Consider the following 22,407-nt stretch of genomic DNA (forward strand, 5'->3'; position numbering starts at 1 on the left):
TGATTTTTGTTCTGTATGTTCGTGGTGTGAGGCCAAGAGCGGGATGACTCCTATTTAAAAAAATTGCTAAAGCGGATAAAGCGAGTATCTTGATGTTCGCAAAAACAATAAGGTACAAGGAGTTGCTCAACAATGACACCCGAGATTATATCCGTTTTAGCTGCTTTTGCACCTTTATTTACACGTCCTACCTGGAACAATATCAATACGCTTTTCATTGGTGCCATCCTTTGTCGAGGGGCAAGGCGTATTACGAGTATTTTACGTGTTATGGGCTTAAGCGAGGTTAAAAATTTCTCAAAATATCATCGTGTATTGAGTCGTACACAATGGAGTGGTTTAACTGCCAGCAAAATTTTATTTGGTCTTTTAATCACACTGCTTCCTGAATCATGGCCCAAGATTGTTGCTGTTGATGAAACACTGGAGCGCCGACGCGGAAAGAACATCAAAGCCAAAGGAGCATACCGTGATGCTGTTGCGTCCAGCCAATCACGGGTGGTTATTTGTTTTGGTTTGAAATGGGAATGCATGACCTTGATAGTACCGCTTCCTTGGTGTAAAAGACCATGGGCTTTGCCTTTTATGGTTATCCTTTCACCATCAAAAAAGTCAGATGAGGCCTCAGGAAAAAGACACAAAACATCGATAGACTGGACCATACAAATGGTGCGTTGTGTCAGCCGATGGTTGCACCGTACCCCTTGGATTTTGGTTGGTGATGGCGCCTATGCTTGTATGGCCCTTGCAAAAGTCTGTATAAAAAATGGTGCAACACTCATATCCAGAGTACGAATGGATGCGCAGTTATTTGAATTTCCTGAGGTCAAGCCAGCGGGAAAGCGTGGAAGAAATCAAATTAAAGGACAGCGTATCCGGCTCAAGGAATTACTAGTAGATACTAAGACATGGGATACACTTCAGGTAAAGTGGTATGGTGGTGAACAAAAAACTATTGAGTGCTTAACCTTTGAATGCCTATGGTATCATGCAGGCGTTCCACCAATAAGGCTACGCATAGTGCTTGTTAAAACACCCGATGGTAAGAATGAGGCGGAGACATTTTTCAGCACCAATACGGAAAATTCACCGACACAAATTATTGAGTGGTTTGTTTTACGCTGGAACATTGAAGTTACCTTTGAAGAAACCCGTGCCCACTTAGGCATTGAAACACAGCGTCAGTGGTCAGATAAGGCTATTGCAAGAACTACCCCTCTGCTTATGGGACTACTTTCGATATTGGTACTGGTTGCCATTAAAATGCATGAAACTAAAAAATTGTTAGTGCAAGAAACTACATCATGGTATGACAAAAAGGGCGAGCTCACCTTAGTCGACATTATTACAGCCATAAGAAGATCAATCTGGGTGAAGATGTATTTTTCAATGTCTAAAAATTACGAAAATAATACGGATTCTTTAAAAATAACCGAAAAAACTGCTAACTTATTGATTTATCAACTGGCTTTGGCTGCATAATTGGCTAAAGTCGAGTTACTACTGGTTACTCTATTATCAAGCTGTACGACCATGCGGTATGGCAATTTCACCCAGCCATCACAAGGGCGGGATACTTATCTGGTTCAGGATGCAGTAAAGCAATTAACCCGGACTTATCCGCCAGCGCAGAATACCTTTTGCATCAACCAAAAAGTCAGTGATGGTTTTGGCGTGACTCTCCTGCATGAGATGCGAAAAAAAGGTTATGGCGTAATTGAAAACGTCCAGCCAAGGCAAAAAGCCAATTTTTTCTATGTAGTGGATGAGGTAAAACCCGGCCAATTGGTTCGGGTCAGCCTTTATATCAACACGCAGGCCTTGAGCAGGCTTTATGCCAACAACAAGAACCAGTTCGCCCCGGTTAGTGCCTGGTCACATAAGGAGTAATGTTAATGAAGCCGAATAATGATTTGCTCTCGCCTGATTCTTCGCCCCAAAAACTGAATACTGCAGGAGTGAAACGAGTCAATAATTTACCCTTGGTCATTGCTATTGGGGTTCTGACTGTGTTTGTCCTGCTCATTGCCTTGGTTGCGCATAAGCGTGCCAATGCGCAGAATCAGCCGATAGAGCCAGTAAAAATAGCAAGTGCCAAGAAAAACACACTTAATCTCGCCAATGAAGTCGTGGGCAATCACCACCCTGGAGTCTTGCCTGCTCTGGTAGAAACTCAAACTGCATCTCCCGCTATCCAATTACCTGAGCCCCTGCCAAAGCCAAAGGATATGGAAGATCAAACTGTTTCAGACACCGAAATAGAGCGCATTCGTCAGGAAAAAGCGCAAGAGTTTGAGGAAGCAGTCAAAGCCAAAACCGCCATCATGGTTGATAACTCCCGATTGAACAATAAAGAACGACCAGTCAATCAAGGTGTTGGCGCGGATATGGATGTAGCCTCAACCTTTAAAGTACAACTACAAGCCTTACAACAAAGGCAAAACGCCAAACCTGTCGCGTTGAATCTGGGTGGTGAAGAAAACGAGATGCGCTGGCATTTGAACTCAAAGCTTGAAAATCCCAATAGCCGATTTGAGTTGCGGGCAGGTTCTGTGATTCCCGGGGTTATGATTAGCGGTATTTCCTCGGAGTTGCCCGGGCAAATTATTGGTCAGGTCTCACAGAATGTGTATGACACCCCAACTGGCAAACATCTTCTCATTCCTCAAGGAACGAAACTGATAGGCGTTTATTCCAGTGATGTGAGCTTTGGTCAAAACTCGGTACTGGTTGCCTGGCAACGCCTCGTTTTCCCCGATGGTAAAGCACTGGATATAGGCTCCATGCCCGGGGCGGATAGTGCAGGTTATGCTGGCTATCGTGACGAGGTTAATAATCACTATGCAAGAATTTATGGATCAGCACTCCTGATGTCTGGCATTGTAGCTGGGATTACCTACAGTCAAAACATCAACCAACCCAATCAATACGGCTTTGCGCAACCAACCGCTGGCAGTGTATTAAGCCAGGCTTTAGGCCAGCAATTGGGTGAAGTGACTTCGCAGCTGGTTTCAAAAAATCTGAATGTCGCACCAACCATCAATATTCGTCCTGGTTATCGTTTCAATATCATTGTAGTGAAGGATTTAACCTTTAATCGGCCTTATCGCCAATTTGCTTATTAATGCGGGAGAAATGTTATGAAATTTAAAATCTTGCTTGTTTATCTCTGCTCGCTTTCTGCTTTAGCAACCGGTGCGCCTGTTTTTGATATTGCCAACTGGATTCAAAACGGGCAAATGATCATGAATCAGGCCAGTGAATATAAAACACAAATCGATCAATATGAAAATCAAGTTAACCAGTACCAAAATATGCTGGACAACACCAAGTCACTGAGTTCATTCGAATGGGATAATGCCAACTCAGTGATTAACAATTTGCTTGAATCGACCAACACCATTGATTACTACAAGCAGGAAGCAGGTAGTTTACAAAACTACCTCGACCGATTTCAAAGTCAGGAATATTACCAAAAGACCGCCTGTTTTAACGGCAGCGGTCAATGTACAGCCGAGGAACTTAGAAAAATCAAACAAACAAGATTGGCAGCATCAGTTGCCGAGAAGCGTGCCAATGATGCCATGCTCAAAGGCATCGATAAGCAGCAACAGAGCTTAAAAACTGACTCAACTAAACTTCGCACCTTGCAATCCCAGGCGCAGACTGCCGAAGGGCAAAAGCAGGCACTACAAGCTGCTTCCCAATTGGCCAGTCAACAAAATCACCAACTCATGCAGATTCGGGGTTTATTAATGGCGCAACAAAATGCCCAAGCGGTGAAAGATGCAGCAAGTGCTGACAAGGAGGCCATTCAAGCGGCTGGAGATGAGCGTTTTCGTGCAGGGAGCTTCCACAAGAGTTCAGGAAAAAAATGGTAATTCAATTTAAACAACAAGGAGAAATAATGAAGAAATTAGGTCTATCTATAGCAATTTTGGCTTGCTTGCTGTCTGGCTGTGACAGCGCAGAAACAAAGGCCAAAAAGAAAGCCGCGCATTTGGCCTCGCTCACCTGTGAAAGCAGTAGAGAAGATCGAAGCACTGAGGAACTGCAAGCCATTGGGGATGCCTGCTTCAAGCGAGGCTCTTATACCAAAAGTTCCGGTCATAAATGGTGATCTTATGAAAAAAACGACAATCACTTGGTTAATCACACTCTTTCTCTTAAGTTTTTCAATTAATAGTTATGCCCAGGGAGGTGGTTTAGATAGCCGGGATTTGCTGGACAATATTTTATTTCGATTTTCCAGCACTGCATCTATGTGGAGCCAGACCTTACTGAGTTATGCCCGATACCTCTTTTGGTCTTTGGCCTTAATCAGCATGGTCTGGACTTATGGGCTTATGGCCTTACGCCGGGCTGATATTCAGGAATTTCTGGCTGAAACGGTACGGTTTTTTGTGGTTGTCGGCTTTTTCTATTGGCTATTGGACAATGGGCCTGCCATTGCCACGGCCATCATGGATTCCATGCGCAAACTCGCTGCCAATGCTTCTGGTATTGATGCGCATGTGTCGCCTTCTGATATTGTCGATGTAGGCTTTGATATAGTCTCAAAAGCCATCGATAACTCATCCATTTGGTCGCCGGCCGCAACAACGGTTGGCTTGATTGTCGCCGGTCTTATTTTGGTGGTTTTGGCATTAGTCAGTATTAACATGCTGATTGTGCTTATTACCGCCTGGATTTTGACCTATGGCGGGATCATTTTATTGGGATTTGGTGGTGGACGGTGGACACAGGATATTGCCATTCAATACTATAAAACCGTGCTGGGTATCGCCCTACAGGCTTTTGCCATGATTTTAATTATCGGCATTGGTAAATCTTTTGTTGATCAGTATTACGCCGCCATGGCCAAGGACATTTTATTAAAAGAAATGTTCATCATGCTGGTTGTGGCCATTCTTTTGCTAGTCCTTATTAATAAGATTCCCCCGGTCTTAAGTGGCATTGTCACTGGTGGCTCAAGTGGCGGCGGTGGGCTTGGCTTAGGCGGTGCTTTGGGTGCAGCGGGTATTGCCGGAGCTGCCTTGGCAAGTGCTGCAGGTGCAGCAAGTACAGAAGGCGCAGGCGGTTTATCGGCTTTGCAGTCAGCTTTCAAAGCCGCCTCGCAAAGTACCAGCGCAGGTGGAACAGGCAATGTTTCAGGTGGAGGCTCTAGCGCTAAATCAGGTGGTTTGGCTGAAGCCATGGGGAGGGCAACTCAATTTGCCGGTTCATTCGGCTCTCATTTGGCCTCGGGTGCTGCGGATGTAGCACGTGAAAAAGCCAACTCTATGCGAGAGGCCTTTTCGGCGAAAGTGGCTGAAACCACTGGGGGCAAAGTTGCCGATGCCATTCATCAACGCATGGACGCCAATAATGACTCGTCACCACCTGAGCCACCAGACTCACCCGGCTCAAATGTCAGATCTATGGGCGTGCCGGAAGGAAGTTTTAGTGCAGGCAATGATGAAGTCAGTCAATTTGTTAATAGCAAGGTTGCAGGAGATGATCAATGACTCCGAATAAAGCCATTGGCCCACAGGTAAGGCAAAGGCCTCATAAGCGGTTTAACCTGCCGCTGATTGGATTAGCCTTGCTTTCATTGATAGTCAGCCTGCAAATCGGCACACAATACCTGGCCTATAAATTTTATTATCATGAGAGCCTTGGCGTATCGGTGGGGCATCTATATCTACCCTGGCAGCTGTTTTTGTGGAATCTGAAATACCATGCCTTTTACCCGGATTATTTTAACGCCGCATTTGGTCTGGTAGTGATGATTAGTAGCCTGCTGTTAATGATGCTGATCCTTGTCAGTCAACAGCTTAAAAAAGGTGGGGTCAGCGAGTACCTGCACGGCTCTGCCAGATGGGCGAATAGGGAGGATTTAAGAAACGCCAGCCTCATTGGTCATGATGAAGGGGTCTATGTGGGGGCTTTTGAAGATGAACAGGGAGAGATTCATTATCTGCGCCATAATGGCCCAGAACATATTTTAACCTATGCCCCCACTCGCTCTGGTAAAGGGGTGGGGCTTGTGATTCCCACACTCTTATCCTGGAAGCACTCCTGTGTCATTACCGATTTAAAGGGCGAGCTGTGGGCAATGACAGCTGGCTGGCGGCAGCAACATGCCAATAACAAAGTAATCCGCTTTGAACCGGCCACATTAAAAGGTTCAGCCCGATGGAATCCATTAGATGAAATCCGGGTAGGCACGGAATCAGAAGTGGGTGATGTCCAAAACCTCGCGACACTGGTCATTGATCCTCATGGAAAAGGACTTGAAACCCATTGGCAGAAAACCTCGCAGGCGCTGTTGGTGGGCTTTATCCTTCATGCCATTTACAAACTAAAAAATCAGGGGGAACCAGCCACCTTTCCCAATATTGACTACATGTTAGTTGATCCTAATACCAATATTGCTGATTTATTAATTGAAATGACCCAATACCCACATATTGAAGGTAAAACCCATCCTGTCATTTCTGCCTCTGCCCGCGATATGATAGACCGACCCGAGGAAGAAGCAGGCTCTGTGCTATCAACATTGAAATCCTATCTGGCTTTATATCGTGATCCGGTGGTGGCGTTTAATGTTTCAGATTCGGATTTTTGTATCCGCGATTTAATGAACTATGAAAGTCCTGTGAGTCTTTATATCGTCACCCAGCCTAATGACAAAGCCAGACTTCAACCCTTAGTTCGGGTCATGATTAATATGATCGTGCGCTTATTAGCAGACAAGATGGAATTTGAGCGTGTGTCTGATGATAAGGGGCTCTCTTATGTCCGCAGCAAAAAAACCTATAAACATCGTCTGCTTTGCATGATTGATGAATTTCCAAGTCTGGGAAAACTTGATATTTTGCAGGAGTCCTTAGCCTTTGTTGCAGGCTATGGCTTAAAGTTCTATTTAATCTGTCAGGACATCAATCAGCTAAAAAGCCGTGAGCGTGGTTATGGTTCTGATGAAACCATCACATCCAATTGCCATATTCAAAATGCCTACCCACCAAACCGGGTTGAAACGGCAGAGCATTTATCCAAACTAACTGGCCAAACTACCATTGTTAAAGAACACATCACCACCAGTGGTAAACGCATTTCAACCTATCTCTCGCAAATATCCAAAACCATTCAGGAAGTATCGAGACCTCTATTAACCGTGGATGAGTGTTTACGGATGCCGGGGCCAAAAAAAGATGCTGATGGCATGATTGTTGAGGCTGGAGATATGGTGGTTTATGCGGCGGGCTTCCCGGCAATCTATGGCAAACAGCCCCTTTATTTTAAAGATCCGGTGTTTATCGCCCGATCATCCATCGATGCACCGGAAGTGTCCGATATCTTGCGCCTGCGATTAAGCAAAGATGAGGAAATCAGACTATGAAGTGCTTGTCTGTATGCCTGATTAGTCTGATTGGCCTGGCGTTTTTGTTAATCGCTATGGGATTTCGGATTAATCTCACCGATTCAATCCCTGTTGGTTTATATCGCATCACCCATGAGGGCAATCTCAAGAATACCTTCGTCATCTTTTGTCCCGATGACAGACAGGCTTTCAGGGTTGGCTTAAGTAGAGGTTATATAGACCATGGCCTTTACTGCGGGGGATATGGCTATTTGATGAAAAAAGTAGTGGCTTCGCCTGGCGATATTCTTTCGGTCACAGATACCGGAGTCTTTGTAAATCAAGATCGCATCCCTTTCTCTAAACCTAAATTAAAAGACGGGCTAAACCGCCCCTTACCACAATGGCATGCCACAAATTATCAACTGAAAGAAGACGAATTACTGACCATGACCAGTCAAAGCGAATGGTCGTTTGATGGTCGCTATTATGGCCTTGTTCACTCAGGGCAAATCAAGGGAATGTTAAGACCCCTATGGGTTATCAATAAACAGGAGAACAATCATGAGAAATAAAAACGAGCTAATGGATGTAATTTCAGAAAAGTTAGAGGATTTGGTCATCCCCGGCTTTCTGGTTGAGGTCAGTCCAATTGAGGCGGATATTATGGGGGCATTTGTCGAGGATGCTCTTAGTGAAGTTGAGGCGTTGGAGGCTGCCTATGACTAAGATGCCCTACCACCAAATCGTTGCTAACCAGATTATTGAAGGCTTAAAAGCAGGAACGGCTCCCTGGCTCAAGCCTTGGGAACCAGGCATAGGTAATGGCCAGGTTCCCTTTAATCCCGTCACAGGTAAACGCTATCGTGGCATTAATGCCCTGTATTTAATGCTCAATCAAAGTGATGATAATCGCTGGCTCACCTACAAACAGGCGCAAAGTATTGATGCCCAAATTCGCAAAGGTGAAAAAGGCACGACCATTCAGTACTGGAAATTTAACGAGGAACGAGTCAAAGAAGATGAGTCCGGTCGTCCTGTTCTTGATGAACAAGGCAATTCAGTCAAAATTCAAGTCAACCTTGAAAGACCCAAAGTCTTTTATGCAACGGTGTTCCATGCCTCGCAAATTGATAATATGCCAGAGCTTGATATAAAAGCACCAGACTGGTCTGTGGTGGAAAGAGCTGAGAACCTTCTACTGCATTCGGGTGCTACTATTATTCATTCCGAAGCTGACAGAGCCTTTTACAGATTATCCACTGATAGTATTCATTTACCACCCAAAGAGCAATTCAAATCCGCCGCCAATTATTATGCAACTGCACTTCATGAACTCGGTCACTGGAGCGGTCATTCTTCAAGGCTTGATCGGAATTTAGGGCATCCTTTTGGTTCTGAAGCCTATGCCAAGGAAGAGTTGAGGGCAGAAATTGCCAGCATGCTCTTAGGCGCAGAACTCGGCATTGGTCACGACCCATCGCAACATACTGCCTATATCAAGTCATGGATTCGTGTTTTGGAGGATGATCCCCTTGAAATATTCAGAGCCGCTGCAGACGCAGAAAAAATAGTTAATCACATCTGCGCGTTGGATCAAGTCCAGCAAATCCAACAGCCCAAGTCCATGGAAATCAAGGAAGGCACAACCATTGAGAAATCGATTATGGAAAATGAAACATGCACCACTGAAAAAACCTGGTTAAGTATACCCTTCAAGGAAAAAGATGCAGCCAAAGCAAAGGCTGGAAAATTGCCCGATGGCACGGCTGCCATTGCCTGGGATAAAGCTGAGAAATGCTGGTATGTAAACCCCGGAGTTCCGATTGAAAAAATCAAGGCATGGCTTCCAGATGCGCAGGTATTAAGACAAGACAAAGCCACCTCTTCTGAAGATGAATTCAAAGAGGCGTTAATTAGCATGGGGGCAATCGTATCAAGCAAACACCCAATTATGGACGGCAAGCCGCACCGAATTGAAATGGAGGGTGATAAACACGGTGAAAAGGCCGGATTTTATGTGGCTCACTTAGACGGTATTCCTGCGGGCTATATTAAAAACAATCGCACAGGTATTGATCTGAAATGGAAAAGTAAAGGCTATGTCTTAACCGATGAACAAAAGACAGCACTCAAATCACAGGCACTGCAAAATCAAAAAAATCGTGAGATTGAGATTGAAGAACTGCAAAGAAACACTGCCTTAAAGCTCAAGCAAAAATTATCCCTGATGAATGAGATAACGGAGCCAACTCCTTATCTAACAGCAAAAGGAATCCAGATCCATTCTGGCGTTTACACCAATGAGACTAAAAATGTAACCTGCATCCCCGCCACCGACATTGAAGGCACCCTCTGGACTGTCCAATACATCACCGAGGATGGCACCAAACGCTTTGCAAAAAACTCAAGAAAGGAAGACTGTTTTCATGTGTTGGGTGGATTAGATAAACTGGCCGTTGCACCTGTAATCGTTATCGCCGAAGGCTACGCCACTGCTGCAACGATAAAGGAAGCAACAGAACTGCCAGCAGTTGTTTCAGCCTTTGACTCAGGCAATCTTAAGTCAGTAGCCAAGGTCTTGCATGAAAAATATCCGCATATCCCAATTATGATTGCTGCAGATGATGATAAACACCTTGAGCTAACCAATGGTGTTAACCCCGGCAAAGATAAAGCCATGGAGGCTGCCAAGGCAGTCAATGGCGTGATTATCCTGCCAACCTTTGCACCTAATGAGCAGTCTGAAAACCCCAGGAAATTTAGCGATTTTAATGACCTGGCTACCAACAGTAAGCTGGGAATCGAGGGAGTGAAACGGCAGTTAAAATCAAAAATTGATAGTGTTGCTAAGCAAAATAGTCGCGTGCAATTAACGCAAAAGCCGAATGTGGTTCGTATCTCCTAGATTCAATTAAATATGGCAGCAATTGACGGGTTCAAATGTTGCCAATATCTGGCTCCCTCTCTTTATGTTGTAATTTCTGAATTTCTTAATGTATACTTCCGCCAGGTTTGTCTACATCCCTGGTTATGAGTGGCCAAAAAACGATTTTTCAAAAAACGTAATCTGTATTGTAGTTAATCTTTATTAACTGCTGGCAGTTTTCCTTAAACACTCATGAAAACAAAATTAAGCCCAGCATATTTAATAAGGAATCTACAAATGTCCATTGCAAAGCTGTGCGCAGATCAACTTCGTGCTATTTCCAATAATTATGGTGTTAAACTAAAATCTAGCCATGCTCATGAGCTTGTCGCCGCATTTTTTGGGTATAGATCAAAAGCAGCCTTGTTGTCGGATACCCTCTCATCCATAGAGAATATTAGTCGAGCACAAATTTTTGTTCTAATCCCATCCGCATTTACAGAAGAACGTCGGAAATGCCTTGTGGATTTACCATTTGACTTACCAGATACCAATACCTTAGGTAAGGAAATGTTTACTTTCCTGGTAACTCAAAAAATGCTTGTAAGTAATTCCTTTCCGTCATGGGTACATCTTTCTGAAGCACTCAGCAAAGATTATTTGCAAAAGAATGGCCATTTAATATTACCAAGCAATTTTGGTCCTTTTGAAAAAGCACGCAATATTTTTAACAAACCTTTATATGAATTTAATCCTAAGATAGAAACTACAGATAACGGCATAAAATTAACGGTATTTAATAGATACTACGATTCAAGTCATATACATTTTCAACCAATCGATGTTGTCCTAACAATCACACTGCAGCGTATTGCTGGCCATTTTGGTTATGCAAAGCCAGAAATCTCCTTAATTGATATTTCTAGTCAGCCAGTTCGTTAAGTTAGGAGTCATAATGAAATCTTTAAAAATAAAACTTCCTTTTGGGTTAAATGAAAATAATGTCATTGTTCATATTACTAGTGTTGAGAGTGGTAAAAATTGCAATTGTATTTGTCCTTCTTGCCACTCTCCACTAATCGCAGCCAAAGGCACTAAAAATCAACACCACTTTAAACATGCAACTACCATCGAATGTGAAGGTGGATTGGAAAGCGCTATCCATATGGCTGCTAAGCAGATTATAAAGGAACGAAAGCAAATAAAGCTCCCTGAATATACCATCACCAAAGAAGTAACCGATTCGAAAGGAAAAATGCACCCCGAACGCAAAATTATTGTAGAGAAAGGAAGGATTATTTCCTTTGACATGGTGGAGGAAGAACAAGCGCTAAATGAAATACGGGCTGATATATTAGCAATAACACGCAACCATAAGCTCATCATAGAAATTTTTTATCGGCATAATGATATGGGTCCGCATGTCTGGAACAAAATTAAGGAAAAATAAGAGCTATTCATCCATCATTTATAGTTAAAAATTCACTCAAATTAACCTATTTAAACCTACTCAATACCGTATGAATAGTGATTGCTACTACGAATTGTCTTAGGTCATTTTACCACAACTCTATCAGAATGACTTATCCACAAGTCCACAGGTCAGGAGAGCTTCACTTTCTCGTATAGGCCTGTGGGCCTTGTGGGTAAGTCATGACGCTCTCATTTAGGGTTTATGGTCTTTTCCGGCCATAATACACCTCTGCGGGCGTTAAATAATTAAAGGACTGGTGAAGCCTTCGGTTATTATAATACTCAAAATACTCCGTTAAGGCCAGCTCAACCTCTTCAATTGTATCAAAATCATACCGGTAGATTTTTTCTTGCTTAACACTACGCCACAATCGCTCGATAAATATATTATCTAAATAACGTCCTCGCCCATCCATGCTGATAGAAATGTGGTGAGATTTTAGCGTATTTATCCAATCTTTTGAGGTAAATTGAGAACCCTGATCCGTGTTAAAGATCTCACAACGCGAATGCAGCAAAGCGTTTCTAAGCGCCTCAATACAAAATTCAGCCTCCATAGTAGGTGAAATAGCCCATCCAATCACATAACGACTATACCAGTCCATAATAGCTACTAAATACACATGCTTTCCTTTCATGCGGATGTAGGTGATATCTGCGGCCCAAACCTGATTTGGTTTGGTGATATCCACCTCTTTTAATAAATAAGGGAACACCTCATGCTCCTTATTGGGAACGCTTGTATTTGGCTTTGGGTAAACAGTCGATAACCCCATCATTTCCATCAACTTTTTTACTCGACGTTTACCAACAGGATAGCCTACTTCTTTTGACAGCCATCTTGCCCGCTTAATTTTACCTTCACATGGATACTGCAGATAGTGCTCATCAAGTAGCGCCATAAGCGCTTCATCTTCGACAGAAATGGGCTTGGCACTATAATAATAACTTGAAACAGGCAAGTCTAATAGCAAGCATTGTTCACGAATGGTGAGCTCGGCAAGAGGATCAATCATGACGCGCTTTTCATCCAGACTAAAGTTCATGCTTTTTTTTTAGCCAAGATAGCTGCGCTTGAAGTCGACCAATTTCTTGATATAATGCCTCAACAAGCTGCTCTTGGGACTTGGCTTCTTTTTCATTAGCCCCAGAGAATAAATCGTTAATGGCTTTGATGGCCGATTGCTTCCAAGTTTTTACCTGCGTTGCGTGAACACCGTATTCACTGGTAATTTGCGCTTGTGTGAGTTTCCCCTCAATCGCAGCTAGCGTTATTTTTGCCTTCTTGGCCGCCGTATAATAAGCTCGCTTTTTAGACATTTTATTCTCCTCTTTGTATTAAGAAGAATAGCTCTTAAAAAACCTTTTTTTGTGTCCAGAAAACCGCGCCTATATTATAAAGTAGACAATCAAAAAATTGAAAAAATTAAGGCAGCTAATATATCTACCATTGAAATTGACCTATCTGATCTCACGTCGGACGATGTGAAGGACTGGGAAAATTTTTGGTTCTGTATCAACGATCCAAATCGTGCTCAATGGTTGTATAATGCCAAAGCAACTACTGAAAGTGTAGAACTTGAAAAAAAATTGAGAGAAAAGGTTCAGAAAATAGAAAAAGAATATGAACAGGAAGAAATTAGGAGATTAAAACAAGAGCAAGAAGCAAAACCAGTACTTGAAAAGGCTCTAGAGGAATTAAATATACTTCGTATTAAGAAATATGGAGTCCGGCTCGAACAAAAAGCAGAAAATCATCCCGCATGGGAATTTTATAGTAAGTATCTTCAGCTTTCAGCTGGTGAATTGCCGAATTTTCTGAATGTAGATGTATCTGACGGAGATTGGATTTTCGGTTGCGATAAACGTGTATGGCAAACTGCTTTTTATTATAATTTCTTCATTCTGAATGAAAAAAACCAAAATTATTTCTCTATTAAGCAGGTAGATGATTGGCTTCAAAAAACAGCTAAGTGTAAAATCCCTCCTTGTGCTCAGATTGTAGGGAAATATGGAAGACGCTTTCCTAGTCTTATTCTCACCGATATTTCAAGAAATATGCCCTCATCATGGAAAACCCTGAGGGAATATTGTAATCATCTCGACAAATTAGGAATGCTTATATATTCGGGCAATGATCGCCGCCATAAAGGAAGTTGCTGGTTTCAAATTTTCAGCAAAGATCTCAATTCCTATAACCCTTACCCTTCGTCTTTAATCGATAAGTTTTCCGTCGCACATGGTTATCAAGTTTGATTCTTTTGCACTCCAGCTTATTAGGTGCATTACTCTGCAGTAGCACTTCACCTCTTGAGGCGAGCTGAACCACATCGAGTTGGGACAGGTCTCGCAGGCTGTTTTGATCTTCGGCCGGCGTGCCGCGTCCAGTGCGGTGAGGGTTGGGCTTTGCTCTTGTTTTGCCTCGGTTTTTTCTGCTTCTTGTTCTAATAGCTTCATCGTTTTCAGTAGTTCTTCTTCCATGGCTTGTAAATCAGCATGCAAAAATGACCCCCTTTTAGGGTAAATCAGCATCCAATTTTGACCCTCTAAAATCGAGTAAAACGTGTACTCTAGATTTTAATAATCTAGAGGGAATTAGAGGATGTTGATCATGGAAACAGAAGCAAAAATTAGGCGCATGTTTCATGTGCAAAAATTAACTATTGCGGAAATTGTTCGCACAACAGGATTATCGCGTAATACAGTTAGACGGGTAATCCGAGCAGAAAAGTCTGGGAAAAATTATCAACGCTCCATTCAACCACTACCTGCACTGAATATCTTCAAAGAGACGTTGGTATCATGGTTGAACAACGACCACAAGTTATCGAAAAAGGAACGCCGTAGTGCAATGAAGTACTACACTCAACTAAAAGAAAGTGGCTATTGCGGTTCTTATGATAGTGTCCAGCGTTTTGTTAAAGTATGGCGCTGTACGAGTCGAGAGTCATTAAAAGCCTATATTCCACAATACTATCATCCCGGAGAGGCCTATCAGTTTGATTGGAGTGAAGAAACTGTAGAGCTTGCAGGCGTTGTTCAAAAAATCAAAGTAGCTCAATTTCGTTTAAGCTACAGCCGTAAATTTTTTCTTGTAGCATATCCTCGAGAAACTCAAGAAATGTTATTTGATGCGCATAATTTAGCCTTCAAATTTTTTGGTGGCTTAACGCTAAGAGGTATTTATGACAACATGAAAACGGCGGTAGATAGTGTTTTCAAGGGTAAGGAGCGTGCTTTTAACCGGCGATTTTTGGCATTAATGGATCATTACTTAATTGAACCTACAGCCTGCAATCCCGCAGCCGGATGGGAAAAGGGGCAGATTGAAAATCAAGTTGATAATGTACGTGACTGGGTATTTAAACCACGTCTTAAATATGAAACCTTGTCGTTATTAAATGAACATCTTCAGCAGCAATGCCAATTATTGGCCGAGAAAAGGCATCACCCAGAACAACAAGAACTAACTGTTGACGCTGTATTTCAAGAAGAAAGAACTCATTTTAGAGCGTTAAATCATCCATTTGATGGGTATAAAGAAGTTTCAACTCTAGTACATTCAACCTGCTTGATTCATTGCGATAGAAATCGTTATAGCGTTGATTGTGCCTATGCCAACCAGATGGTGACGCTCAGGATATACGCATTAACTATAGAGGTATTTTCAGGTAATGAGTCCATCGGTTGCCACCAACGCACCTTTGGCCGCAATAAAACACTGTTTAATCCATGGCATTATTTACCTTTACTGGAGCGCAAGCCAGGGGCATTACGCAATGGTGCTCCATTCAAAGACTGGCAATTACCACCAGCCATTTTAAAAATCAAAAGCATTCTCATGAAGCGCCGTGGTGGTGACAGAGAATGCGTTGAGGTGCTGTTGGCAATGAGTGAGCATGGCATTGAGGCGGTGAGTGTAGCCTGTGAATTAGCGCTAACAGAGCAGGTGGTTAGCCGTGATTATATTCTTAATGCGTTGCATCGATTACGGCCTACAGCACTTCCTCAAGCAACGACAATGCCCGCTGGATTAATCTTAAAGGAAGAACCCACAAGTAATTGTCATAAATATAATTTACTCTTAACGGGAGCAAATCATGCCATTCACTAAATTATCTGAGTTGCTTAAGATATTAAAATTACAAGGCATGTTAGATAGGTTGCTAGCCTATGAAGAGTCGAAGCCTTTGGTGAAACTAACTCATTATGAGTGGTTATCTATGCTATTAGAAGCAGAACAAATAACACGCAAAACGCGTGCTATTAATTATCAACTGAGTGTCGCAAAATTCCCGGTCAATCGTAATTTAAGCCAATTTGATTTTACGCAACATCCTGTTAATGAAGAAGAAATAAGTTTATTGCACGCAGGGAGCTTTGTTGATGCTGGGCGCAATATTATTTTTGTGGGTGGCACGGGCTCTGGTAAAACGCACTTAGCTATTGCTATAGCAACTAATTTAATTAAGCAAGGAAAGCGGGCTTGTTTTTATAATGTTGTTGATCTGGTCAACAAATTAGAACAAGAAAAAAAACAAGTTAATACAGGACGGCTAGCTAATCGCCTGCAAAATTTTGATGCTATTGTCCTGGATGAGCTTGGATATTTACCATTTTCTGAAGCGGGCGGAGCTCTGTTGTTTCATTTAGTTAGCAAATTATATGAAAAAACATCATTAATCATTACAACAAACTTAAATTTTGGTGAATGGCCAAAGGTGTTTTGTGATACAAAAATGACCGCAGCCATGCTGGACAGATTGACTCATCATTGCTCTATTGTTGAGACTGGAAATGAAAGTTATCGCTTTAAAAATCGAAGCTAAAACAGTAAAGTAAATAATCAATGTGATATGTTTTTGAGGGTCAATTTTGGATGCGGTTTGAGGGTCAAAATTGGATGCTGATTGACAATGGCTATATCGGTTTGATCTTGTGTATTCATTGTCTTTCTCCTGTTTCAGTTTAGTTCTTTGGGCTTCCATGTCCACATCAGCAAAGTTAATTGGCAGATTATGTTGAATCACGATTTGCAGGATGATTTTTTTAAATAGAGGGGAGCCATTGACGCGAATACAGTCGCCATATTGGTGTCGCGCCACTTTCAGTGCCTTTATTAATGTCTCAATCGAACCACCTTTAGAAATACTGATCTCATGGCCATTATTTCTGATGACTGCCTTATCAAATTTGAATATTTCAGTGCCTTCTTTGGTGATTGAGTCAAGAATATTAAAGTCGGCTGGGGAGTTATCTGACCCGCTCCCGGAAAAAGAATATTTGCCTTTGTTCTGTCGGTTTTGAAAACGCAGTGCGGTTAACGCATCCTGATCACCATTCTCTGCTTTAAACTTAAGCCAATCAGCCCAGGTTCGGTTCTGATGGCCGTCAATGTGCTGTTGGCGTTGGGCGGAATAGTTGTTGCGGATTTTCGCAATTTCATCTAAGAGGGTCTTGCTGATTTGCCCATAAAGCAGTTTCTTTTGAATGGTAGGCATTTTCATCAACTTCAATGCCTTTCTTTTTAACCTGGCTCGTTTTTTGGCTTTCTCAATGGCATAGGTCTTGGCTGTTCGTAGCACCTTGAGCTTTTCTGACAGGATGATTTTGTTATTCAGCCTTTCATCACGGTAGCGAGCATATAGCTCGGAATTGGATATGGCCTTGTTAAGCGGTTCATAGCGATAGGTATTTTGTTGTGAATCGGCTTCACCCTGAAATGAGGTGGGTATAAATTCCCCCAGTTTGGGCAATAGGTTCTTTTTGGAAAAGTTTCGGGAAATGGAACTGGCTTTAACCATCAATCCCTTCTGATCACAGAAAACAAATCCATTGGCTCTGGGTTGAATAGTCAACCCGTGCACTGCTAATATCCGATGAAACTCATCCCAGCTCTTAGCTGCCTCTATTTGATCTTTACAATGGCGTTTCATCCAGTTAATCAGGCTTTCAATGCCGGAATGTTGCTCCATGTCATCAGCCAAATTTTCAGACCGCCCCTTACGCGTTTGATGATTGGTAATTTCTAGTCCGAACTCAATTTCCAGCCTGGTAGCGACTTCGGCAAAAACTTTGTAAGCCCTGTATGGCTCAATCATATTATGGGTTTCGGGATGGATTTTATTGATGGCGACATGGATATGAAGATTATCAGTATCATGGTGTATGACGCTGACTCTTTGATGATCCCTGAACCCAATAGACGATACAACCCTGTCTTCTATGGTGTTTAACAGGTTATCAGAAAGTATTTCTCCCGGGGCGAAAGAGATCAATAAATGATAGGTTTTATCGGCAATAGCGCGTTGATTTTTAGCTTGTGTCGCTAAGATCTCCTGAACCGCCCAGTTGGAATCGATACTGTTGCAATTGGACAAGCTAACCTTACCCACCCGTTCCTGTTTATCCTGGGGATCAGTGATGTATTGGACGAGGCCTGAAAAGCTGCTCAAGCGTGCTTTTTTCATAGGGATATGGCGAATAATCATAGCTTTTTCACCACATCAAACATGGCCTCTTGTAAAACCATGATTTTCTTTAGCAGGGTCATTACCGTGGCATGGTCAAAATGGGCAACGCGCTTATCCTGAGTCAACCACATTTTTAACAGCCCACCAAGCCTGCCGGCATCGGCATTGATTTTGGCAAGCTGGATTACTTGATCTTTATCAATAGCACTTTGAAGGGGATAACCAAGACTGATTCGTCTCAGATATTCCGCGATAGATAAACCGGCATTAGCCGCATTGGCTTTAATTTGCGTTTCTTCATTAGGCAAAACAGGCACACGAAGATGGCGACCGTTTTTTCTGGTGGGGGATTTGATTTTATCGTCCATAAGGATGCTGACCTCTTGATAAAGTGGTTATGCAATCCTTTGGGTATCTGTTTATGACTTCAAAGCGCAAGCTTTTCGTTGAGCACCGAAGGTGCGAATAAGGCTTGTGAAATTTGGTAACCAGCTTGCTGGTTAGCTAACTTCACCTATCTTGCCCTGTATTTTGAGATCCGTTTTTAGAATCATAACAGGAACTTTTTGGAACTTGCAACGATTTTTCTGGAATTTTCTAGCTCAAGGTACCGAAAAATTCCAAATTATTCCTAAAAGTTCCATTATCATATAAAAAGAATATTTATTATATTCCAATAAATTCTTAATAGTTCCAAAATATTCTCATTTTTCTTGTTTCAACCCAAATTATGATTTAGAATTTTTAGAGAAAACAAAGTTGACGCCAAAGAAAAATGAAAAAATCACTTTCAGAACGAGTAATTCAAAACCTGTCAGAAAAACAGACAGGGCGAACCAATGCTAAAATTGAATTTATCGCGCTACAAGAGGACATTCGAGAAGCCCTTGATAAGGGATGTTCGATGAAAGCAATTTGGGAAACATTGTCTGATGAAGGTCAAATTTCATTCGGTTATAAAGCATTTAGACACTACGTACTTAAGTTAATTAAGTCAGTGCAGGAAAACACCAGGGATGACAAACAGAGCAAAAGTAAACCTATAACTACAAATGAAATCAAAGGTTTTACTTTTAACCCAATACCCAACCCGGAGGAACTCTTGTAATGGCAAAAATACATATAACGATGCAGGGCAAAGGCGGCGTCGGCAAATCCTTTATCACAGCCACTACCGCTCAATATAAATTCCAAAAAGCGCAATCACCACTTTGTATCGATACCGATCCCATTAACGCCACTTTTCATGGCTTTAAGTCACTTAACGTCGAACGCCTCGATATTATGGACGGTGATGAAATCAATCCACGCCATTTTGACGCTTTAGTTGAAAAAATCGCAAACACGCAAGATGATGTGATTATTGACAATGGTGCCAGCTCATTTGTGCCTCTATCACATTACCTCCTGACCAATCATGTTCCCGCCTTGCTTAAGGACATGGGACATGAACTGATAATTCACACTGTTATCACTGGTGGTCAAGCTCTGCTAGATACAATAAACGGCTTTGCTCAGCTGGTAAAACAATTTCCAGAAGATGTTCGCTACGTTGTATGGCTAAATCCCTACTGGGGAAAAATTGAAAGTGAAGGAAAGCCTTTTGAGCAAATGAAGGTATACAAAGAAACAAAAGACCGAATAGCGGCAATAATCAACATCCCCGACTTAAAGGAAGAAACCTTTGGTCATGACCTATCAAACATGCTTCAACAAAAAATGACATTTAATGAAGCAATTGACTCTCCTGAGCGAAATATTATGACCAGGCAGCGTTTAAAGCTGATACGAGATCAACTATTTGACCAGATTGATAACGCCATGGTGATCTAGTGTCTACAGCTATCGATGAAATAATAAAAGATATTTCGATTATTCACGGTGTTGCCCTTGGCAAAGATGACCCGATACTGATGTTACACACCGTGAATAAAAAATTAATCGAAGATAATAAAAAATCTCATCAAGAGATGTTAGCTCAATAATATAGGCGCGGTTTTCTGGACACAAAAAAAGGTTTTTTAAGAGCTATTCTTCTTAATACAAAGAGGAGAATAAAATGTCTAAAAAGCGAGCTTATTATACGGCGGCCAAGAAGGCAAAAATAACGCTAGCTGCGATTGAGGGGAAACTCACACAAGCGCAAATTACCAGTGAATACGGTGTTCACGCAACGCAGGTAAAAACTTGGAAGCAATCGGCCATCAAAGCCATTAACGATTTATTCTCTGGGGCTAATGAAAAAGAAGCCAAGTCCCAAGAGCAGCTTGTTGAGGCATTATATCAAGAAATTGGTCGACTTCAAGCGCAGCTATCTTGGCTAAAAAAAAAGCATGAACTTTAGTCTGGATGAAAAGCGCGTCATGATTGATCCTCTTGCCGAGCTCACCATTCGTGAACAATGCTTGCTATTAGACTTGCCTGTTTCAAGTTATTATTATAGTGCCAAGCCCATTTCTGTCGAAGATGAAGCGCTTATGGCGCTACTTGATGAGCACTATCTGCAGTATCCATGTGAAGGTAAAATTAAGCGGGCAAGATGGCTGTCAAAAGAAGTAGGCTATCCTGTTGGTAAACGTCGAGTAAAAAAGTTGATGGAAATGATGGGGTTATCGACTGTTTACCCAAAGCCAAATACAAGCGTTCCCAATAAGGAGCATGAGGTGTTCCCTTATTTATTAAAAGAGGTGGATATCACCAAACCAAATCAGGTTTGGGCCGCAGATATCACCTACATCCGCATGAAAGGAAAGCATGTGTATTTAGTAGCTATTATGGACTGGTATAGTCGTTATGTGATTGGATGGGCTATTTCACCTACTATGGAGGCTGAATTTTGTATTGAGGCGCTTAGAAACGCTTTGCTGCATTCGCGTTGTGAGATCTTTAACACGGATCAGGGTTCTCAATTTACCTCAAAAGATTGGATAAATACGCTAAAATCTCACCACATTTCTATCAGCATGGATGGGCGAGGACGTTATTTAGATAATATATTTATCGAGCGATTGTGGCGTAGTGTTAAGCAAGAAAAAATCTACCGGTATGATTTTGATACAATTGAAGAGGTTGAGCTGGCCTTAACGGAGTATTTTGAGTATTATAATAACCGAAGGCTTCACCAGTCCTTTAATTATTTAACGCCCGCAGAGGTGTATTATGGCCGGAAAAGACCATAAACCCTAAATGAGAGCGTCATGACTTACCCACAAGGCCCACAGGCCTATACGAGAAAGTGAAGCTCTCCTGACCTGTGGACTTGTGGATAAGTCATTCTGATAGAGTTGTGGTAAAATGACCTAAGACAATTCGTAGTAGCAATCACTATTCATACGGTATTGAGTAGGTTTAAATAGGTTAATTTGAGTGAATTTTTAACTATAAATGATGGATGAATAGCTCTTATTTTTCCTTAATTTTGTTCCAGACATGCGGACCCATATCACAATTTAAAGAAGAAATTGAGCAAATTTCCAATCAATGGAAGGATAACGCCAAAGAAAAATCCGAAAAAATATTAAACAGAACGCTCTCAGTAAGCAAAGAAGTCATGGCCAAAACGTTGCATGATGCCACTATACAATCAGTTGATACCATTCAGAAGGCGATATTTTATGCGCTGGAAGAGTCGCGAAGGCTTACTGAAAGGGCTGAAAGAATAAGTTTCTTTGCTATGGTGTCAGCTGGTGCTGCGATTTTTGGTTTGTTGTGTGTCTTGGCTCTGTTTTTTTTTAAGTAAGAGTTATTTCTCAAACTATTCTCAAGTGCAATAAATTCTTTTTCGTTACCAAATGATCGGCTTAAATCGGCAAAGATCGTTTGACATCTGTTGGTCGGTTTGTATACTTTAAAAATAATTTCCTCAGGGAGGCTTTACAGTTCCCTTTTTTCGGTTTTGGCAATTGCATGATTTAACCGCATGGCCCACGAGGAGTTTAAAAATGGAAGAGATGGAAGATCGTTGGTTATCGATAAGTGAGATCTGTAAATACCTCGGTGTAAGCAATGACACCGTATATAAGTGGATTGATAAACATGAAATGCCCGCACATCGAATGGGGCGGCTTTGGAAACTCAAGAAAGCTGAAGTGGATGAGTGGGTAAAGGCTGGTGGTGCACTGAACACATAAAGTTAGCCGAAAAAGCGGCCTACAGATTATCCTCCGATGGGAAGTTACCCGGTTTTAAGGTCGGTGGTAGTTGGCCCTTTAAAAAGATGATATCGAAAGTTGGATTGAAAAGAGTAA

Annotated in this window: 26 protein-coding genes and 1 pseudogene; 22 read left to right on the plus strand and 5 right to left on the minus strand. The window is 42.0% G+C overall.

Annotated features, from left to right (window positions below):
• Positions 1-132: 132 nt before the first annotated feature.
• The 12 genes from HRS36_RS07705 to HRS36_RS07760 all read left to right on the plus strand — a co-directional run bounded on the left by HRS36_RS07705 (position 133) and on the right by HRS36_RS07760 (position 11,664).
• The gene (locus HRS36_RS07705) at positions 133-1,482 is read left to right on the plus strand and encodes an IS701 family transposase (RefSeq protein ID WP_173235460.1); all 1,350 of its coding nucleotides are present in this window, start codon (positions 133-135) and stop codon (positions 1,480-1,482) included.
• Positions 1,483-1,533: 51 nt separating this feature from the next.
• Complete coding sequence (locus HRS36_RS07710) at positions 1,534-1,890, plus strand: conjugal transfer protein TrbH (protein ID WP_420814318.1); 357 nt, start codon at positions 1,534-1,536, stop codon at positions 1,888-1,890.
• 5 nt (positions 1,891-1,895) lie between these two features.
• Positions 1,896-3,125 carry a TrbI/VirB10 family protein gene (locus HRS36_RS07715; RefSeq protein WP_173236845.1) on the plus strand — a complete coding sequence of 410 codons (1,230 nt, stop codon included), beginning with the start codon at positions 1,896-1,898 and terminating at the stop codon, positions 3,123-3,125.
• A gap of 15 nt (positions 3,126-3,140) precedes the next feature.
• Positions 3,141-3,881: a P-type conjugative transfer protein TrbJ gene (trbJ, locus tag HRS36_RS07720; RefSeq protein ID WP_173236846.1), complete on the plus strand. Its 741-nt coding sequence runs from the start codon at positions 3,141-3,143 to the stop codon at positions 3,879-3,881.
• Positions 3,882-3,907: 26 nt separating this feature from the next.
• Entirely contained in the window at positions 3,908-4,120 is a 213-nt protein-coding gene (locus tag HRS36_RS07725) for a hypothetical protein (RefSeq protein ID WP_173236847.1), read from the plus strand.
• Positions 4,121-4,124: 4 nt separating this feature from the next.
• Positions 4,125-5,507: a P-type conjugative transfer protein TrbL gene (trbL, locus tag HRS36_RS07730; RefSeq protein ID WP_173236848.1), complete on the plus strand. Its 1,383-nt coding sequence runs from the start codon at positions 4,125-4,127 to the stop codon at positions 5,505-5,507.
• Positions 5,504-7,384: a type IV secretory system conjugative DNA transfer family protein gene (locus HRS36_RS07735; RefSeq protein WP_173236849.1), complete on the plus strand. Its 1,881-nt coding sequence runs from the start codon at positions 5,504-5,506 to the stop codon at positions 7,382-7,384. The genes trbL and HRS36_RS07735 overlap by 4 nt, the downstream gene beginning before the upstream one ends.
• Positions 7,381-7,920: a conjugative transfer signal peptidase TraF gene (gene traF / locus HRS36_RS07740; protein WP_173236850.1), complete on the plus strand. Its 540-nt coding sequence runs from the start codon at positions 7,381-7,383 to the stop codon at positions 7,918-7,920. Before HRS36_RS07735 ends, traF begins: the two co-directional genes overlap by 4 nt.
• Positions 7,910-8,074: a hypothetical protein gene (locus tag HRS36_RS07745; protein ID WP_173236851.1), complete on the plus strand. Its 165-nt coding sequence runs from the start codon at positions 7,910-7,912 to the stop codon at positions 8,072-8,074. Before traF ends, HRS36_RS07745 begins: the two co-directional genes overlap by 11 nt.
• Positions 8,067-10,253 (plus strand): zincin-like metallopeptidase domain-containing protein, encoded by a 2,187-nt coding sequence (locus tag HRS36_RS07750; RefSeq protein ID WP_173236852.1) that lies wholly within the window; start codon positions 8,067-8,069, stop codon positions 10,251-10,253. Before HRS36_RS07745 ends, HRS36_RS07750 begins: the two co-directional genes overlap by 8 nt.
• Positions 10,254-10,511: 258 nt before the next feature.
• Positions 10,512-11,156 (plus strand): hypothetical protein, encoded by a 645-nt coding sequence (locus HRS36_RS07755; protein ID WP_173236853.1) that lies wholly within the window; start codon positions 10,512-10,514, stop codon positions 11,154-11,156.
• 13 nt (positions 11,157-11,169) lie between these two features.
• Positions 11,170-11,664 (plus strand): DUF7828 domain-containing protein, encoded by a 495-nt coding sequence (locus HRS36_RS07760; RefSeq protein ID WP_173236854.1) that lies wholly within the window; start codon positions 11,170-11,172, stop codon positions 11,662-11,664.
• Between the two features lie 223 nt (positions 11,665-11,887).
• On the opposite strand, the gene HRS36_RS07765 is transcribed toward HRS36_RS07760, so the two are convergent.
• Entirely contained in the window at positions 11,888-12,733 is an 846-nt protein-coding gene (locus HRS36_RS07765; RefSeq protein ID WP_173235473.1) for an IS3 family transposase, read from the minus strand.
• Positions 12,723-13,007 (minus strand): transposase, encoded by a 285-nt coding sequence (locus tag HRS36_RS07770; RefSeq protein WP_173235475.1) that lies wholly within the window; start codon positions 13,005-13,007, stop codon positions 12,723-12,725. The genes HRS36_RS07765 and HRS36_RS07770 overlap by 11 nt, the downstream gene beginning before the upstream one ends.
• Before the next feature lie 51 nt (positions 13,008-13,058).
• On the opposite strand from HRS36_RS07770, the gene HRS36_RS07775 reads away from it, so the two are divergent.
• Positions 13,059-13,943, plus strand: a complete 885-nt coding sequence (locus HRS36_RS07775; RefSeq protein ID WP_173236855.1) for a WVD2 family protein — start codon at positions 13,059-13,061, stop codon at positions 13,941-13,943.
• Here HRS36_RS07775 and HRS36_RS07780 read toward each other — a convergent pair.
• Positions 13,902-14,189 carry a hypothetical protein gene (locus HRS36_RS07780; protein ID WP_197933217.1) on the minus strand — a complete coding sequence of 96 codons (288 nt, stop codon included), beginning with the start codon at positions 14,187-14,189 and terminating at the stop codon, positions 13,902-13,904. The genes HRS36_RS07775 and HRS36_RS07780 overlap by 42 nt on opposite strands.
• A 100-nt stretch (positions 14,190-14,289) precedes the next feature.
• Between HRS36_RS07780 and istA the strand changes: the two genes are divergently transcribed.
• Together istA and istB are read left to right on the plus strand one after the other, a co-directional pair.
• Positions 14,290-15,801, plus strand: a complete 1,512-nt coding sequence (gene istA / locus HRS36_RS07785) for an IS21 family transposase (protein WP_197933184.1) — start codon at positions 14,290-14,292, stop codon at positions 15,799-15,801.
• Positions 15,788-16,516, plus strand: a complete 729-nt coding sequence (gene istB, locus HRS36_RS07790) for an IS21-like element helper ATPase IstB (RefSeq protein ID WP_173235816.1) — start codon at positions 15,788-15,790, stop codon at positions 16,514-16,516. The genes istA and istB overlap by 14 nt, the downstream gene beginning before the upstream one ends.
• A gap of 93 nt (positions 16,517-16,609) precedes the next feature.
• Here the strand turns inward: istB and traI are convergent.
• Positions 16,610-18,178: pseudogene (traI, locus tag HRS36_RS07795) on the minus strand (TraI/MobA(P) family conjugative relaxase); the annotation flags it as partial.
• Entirely contained in the window at positions 18,175-18,528 is a 354-nt protein-coding gene (gene traJ, locus HRS36_RS07800) for a conjugal transfer transcriptional regulator TraJ (protein ID WP_173236856.1), read from the minus strand. The gene traJ and the pseudogene traI, both read right to left, overlap by 4 nt.
• 407 nt (positions 18,529-18,935) lie before the next feature.
• Between traJ and HRS36_RS07805 the strand changes: the two genes are divergently transcribed.
• The 7 genes from HRS36_RS07805 to HRS36_RS07835 all read left to right on the plus strand — a co-directional run bounded on the left by HRS36_RS07805 (position 18,936) and on the right by HRS36_RS07835 (position 22,290).
• A complete protein-coding gene (locus HRS36_RS07805) occupies positions 18,936-19,268 on the plus strand; it encodes a TraK family protein (protein WP_173236857.1) in 333 nt (110 codons plus the stop codon).
• Positions 19,268-19,993: a P-loop NTPase family protein gene (locus HRS36_RS07810; RefSeq protein ID WP_173236858.1), complete on the plus strand. Its 726-nt coding sequence runs from the start codon at positions 19,268-19,270 to the stop codon at positions 19,991-19,993. The genes HRS36_RS07805 and HRS36_RS07810 overlap by 1 nt, the downstream gene beginning before the upstream one ends.
• A complete protein-coding gene (locus tag HRS36_RS07815) occupies positions 19,993-20,145 on the plus strand; it encodes a hypothetical protein (RefSeq protein ID WP_173236859.1) in 153 nt (50 codons plus the stop codon). The genes HRS36_RS07810 and HRS36_RS07815 overlap by 1 nt, the downstream gene beginning before the upstream one ends.
• 74 nt (positions 20,146-20,219) lie before the next feature.
• On the plus strand, positions 20,220-20,504 hold the full coding sequence (locus HRS36_RS07820; protein ID WP_173235475.1) for a transposase: 285 nt from the start codon (positions 20,220-20,222) through the stop codon (positions 20,502-20,504).
• Positions 20,494-21,339 carry an IS3 family transposase gene (locus tag HRS36_RS07825; RefSeq protein WP_173235473.1) on the plus strand — a complete coding sequence of 282 codons (846 nt, stop codon included), beginning with the start codon at positions 20,494-20,496 and terminating at the stop codon, positions 21,337-21,339. Before HRS36_RS07820 ends, HRS36_RS07825 begins: the two co-directional genes overlap by 11 nt.
• A 212-nt stretch (positions 21,340-21,551) precedes the next feature.
• Positions 21,552-21,899, plus strand: coding sequence for a hypothetical protein (locus HRS36_RS07830; RefSeq protein WP_173236860.1), 348 nt, complete (start codon positions 21,552-21,554; stop codon positions 21,897-21,899).
• A gap of 202 nt (positions 21,900-22,101) precedes the next feature.
• Complete coding sequence (locus HRS36_RS07835) at positions 22,102-22,290, plus strand: helix-turn-helix domain-containing protein (protein ID WP_173236861.1); 189 nt, start codon at positions 22,102-22,104, stop codon at positions 22,288-22,290.
• Positions 22,291-22,407: the final 117 nt, after the last annotated feature.

It is taken from the genome of Legionella antarctica, assembly GCF_011764505.1.
Classification (GTDB): domain Bacteria; phylum Pseudomonadota; class Gammaproteobacteria; order Legionellales; family Legionellaceae; genus Legionella; species Legionella antarctica.

What these genes read in the sequence shown, in the direction of transcription:
- HRS36_RS07705 (WP_173235460.1), top strand. Translation starts at nt 133, where the DNA reads ATGACACCCGAGATTATATCCGTTTTAGCTGCTTTTGCACCTTTATTT.
- HRS36_RS07710 (WP_420814318.1), top strand. Translation starts at nt 1,534, where the DNA reads ATGCGGTATGGCAATTTCACCCAGCCATCACAAGGGCGGGATACTTAT.
- HRS36_RS07715 (WP_173236845.1), top strand. Translation starts at nt 1,896, where the DNA reads ATGAAGCCGAATAATGATTTGCTCTCGCCTGATTCTTCGCCCCAAAAA.
- trbJ (WP_173236846.1), top strand. Translation starts at nt 3,141, where the DNA reads ATGAAATTTAAAATCTTGCTTGTTTATCTCTGCTCGCTTTCTGCTTTA.
- HRS36_RS07725 (WP_173236847.1), top strand. Translation starts at nt 3,908, where the DNA reads ATGAAGAAATTAGGTCTATCTATAGCAATTTTGGCTTGCTTGCTGTCT.
- trbL (WP_173236848.1), top strand. Translation starts at nt 4,125, where the DNA reads ATGAAAAAAACGACAATCACTTGGTTAATCACACTCTTTCTCTTAAGT.
- HRS36_RS07735 (WP_173236849.1), top strand. Translation starts at nt 5,504, where the DNA reads ATGACTCCGAATAAAGCCATTGGCCCACAGGTAAGGCAAAGGCCTCAT.
- traF (WP_173236850.1), top strand. Translation starts at nt 7,381, where the DNA reads ATGAAGTGCTTGTCTGTATGCCTGATTAGTCTGATTGGCCTGGCGTTT.
- HRS36_RS07745 (WP_173236851.1), top strand. Translation starts at nt 7,910, where the DNA reads ATGAGAAATAAAAACGAGCTAATGGATGTAATTTCAGAAAAGTTAGAG.
- HRS36_RS07750 (WP_173236852.1), top strand. Translation starts at nt 8,067, where the DNA reads ATGACTAAGATGCCCTACCACCAAATCGTTGCTAACCAGATTATTGAA.
- HRS36_RS07755 (WP_173236853.1), top strand. Translation starts at nt 10,512, where the DNA reads ATGTCCATTGCAAAGCTGTGCGCAGATCAACTTCGTGCTATTTCCAAT.
- HRS36_RS07760 (WP_173236854.1), top strand. Translation starts at nt 11,170, where the DNA reads ATGAAATCTTTAAAAATAAAACTTCCTTTTGGGTTAAATGAAAATAAT.
- HRS36_RS07765 (WP_173235473.1), bottom strand. Translation starts at nt 12,733, where the DNA reads ATGAACTTTAGTCTGGATGAAAAGCGCGTCATGATTGATCCTCTTGCC.
- HRS36_RS07770 (WP_173235475.1), bottom strand. Translation starts at nt 13,007, where the DNA reads ATGTCTAAAAAGCGAGCTTATTATACGGCGGCCAAGAAGGCAAAAATA.
- istA (WP_197933184.1), top strand. Translation starts at nt 14,290, where the DNA reads ATGTTGATCATGGAAACAGAAGCAAAAATTAGGCGCATGTTTCATGTG.
- istB (WP_173235816.1), top strand. Translation starts at nt 15,788, where the DNA reads ATGCCATTCACTAAATTATCTGAGTTGCTTAAGATATTAAAATTACAA.
- traJ (WP_173236856.1), bottom strand. Translation starts at nt 18,528, where the DNA reads ATGGACGATAAAATCAAATCCCCCACCAGAAAAAACGGTCGCCATCTT.
- HRS36_RS07805 (WP_173236857.1), top strand. Translation starts at nt 18,936, where the DNA reads ATGAAAAAATCACTTTCAGAACGAGTAATTCAAAACCTGTCAGAAAAA.
- HRS36_RS07810 (WP_173236858.1), top strand. Translation starts at nt 19,268, where the DNA reads ATGGCAAAAATACATATAACGATGCAGGGCAAAGGCGGCGTCGGCAAA.
- HRS36_RS07820 (WP_173235475.1), top strand. Translation starts at nt 20,220, where the DNA reads ATGTCTAAAAAGCGAGCTTATTATACGGCGGCCAAGAAGGCAAAAATA.
- HRS36_RS07825 (WP_173235473.1), top strand. Translation starts at nt 20,494, where the DNA reads ATGAACTTTAGTCTGGATGAAAAGCGCGTCATGATTGATCCTCTTGCC.
- HRS36_RS07830 (WP_173236860.1), top strand. Translation starts at nt 21,552, where the DNA reads ATGAATAGCTCTTATTTTTCCTTAATTTTGTTCCAGACATGCGGACCC.
- HRS36_RS07835 (WP_173236861.1), top strand. Translation starts at nt 22,102, where the DNA reads ATGGAAGAGATGGAAGATCGTTGGTTATCGATAAGTGAGATCTGTAAA.